At 48.1% G+C, this 1,165-nt stretch carries 1 rRNA gene; it reads right to left on the bottom strand.

The features are described 5' to 3' along the window. Window positions 1–1,151: ribosomal RNA gene (locus tag Q0794_RS18025) — 23S ribosomal RNA — on the bottom strand; the annotation flags it as partial. Window positions 1,152–1,165 lie beyond the last annotated feature (14 nt).

Below are 1,165 nucleotides of genomic sequence, written 5' to 3' on the forward strand. Positions count from 1 at the left end.
GCGTCCGCAGCTTCGGTGATATGTTTAGCCCCGTTAAATCTTCCGCGCAGGCCGACTCGACTAGTGAGCTATTACGCTTTCTTTAAAAGATGGCTGCTTCTAAGCCAACTTCCTAGCTGTCTAAGCCTTCCCACATCGTTTCCCACTTAACATATACTTTGGGACCTTAGCTGGCGGTCTGGGTTGTTTCCCTTTCCACGACGGACGTTAGCACCCGCCGTGTGTCTCCCATGATTGCACTTGTTGGTATTCGGAGTTTGCAAAGGGTTGGTAAGTCGGGATGACCCCCTAGCCTTAACAGTGCTCTACCCCCAACAGTGATACATGAGGCGCTACCTAAATAGCTTTCGAGGAGAACCAGCTATCTCTTGGTTTGATTGGCCTTTCACCCCCAGCCACAAGTCATCCCCTAATTTTTCAACATTAGTGGGTTCGGTCCTCCAGTTGATGTTACTCAACCTTCAACCTGCTCATGGCTAGATCACCAAGTTTCGGGTCTAATCCCAGCAACTATTCGCCCAGTTAAGACTCGGTTTCCCTACGGCTCCCCTAAACGGTTAACCTTGCTACTGAAATTAAGTCGTTGACCCATTATACAAAAGGTACGCAGTCACGGAATAAATCCGCTCCTACTGCTTGTACGTACACGGTTTCAGGTTCTATTTCACTCCCCTCACAGGGGTTCTTTTCGCCTTTCCCTCACGGTACTGGTTCACTATCGGTCAATTAGGAGTATTTAGCCTTGGAGGATGGTCCCCCCATATTCAAACAGGATTTCTCGTGTCCCGTCTTACTCGTTTTCACTGTAAAGAAGTTTTTGTGTACGGGACTATCACCCTGTACCGTGGCACTTTCCAGAGCCTTCCACTAACTTTTAAACAGCTTAAGGGCTGTTCCGATTTCGCTCGCCGCTACTTTCGGAATCTCGGTTGATTTCTTTTCCTAAGGGTACTTAGATGTTTCAGTTCCCCTCGTTTGCTTCGACTAGCTATGTATTCACTAGCCGATGACACTAAGTGCCGGGTTGCCCCATTCGGAAATTCCAGGATATAACGCTTGTTATCAACTCCCCTGGACTTATCGCAGATTACCACGTCCTTCATCGCCTCTAATTGCCTAGGCATCCACCGTGCACGCTTATTCACTTAACCATACAACACCTAAA

The organism is uncultured Psychromonas sp. (assembly GCF_947489755.1).
Classification (GTDB): domain Bacteria; phylum Pseudomonadota; class Gammaproteobacteria; order Enterobacterales; family Psychromonadaceae; genus Psychromonas.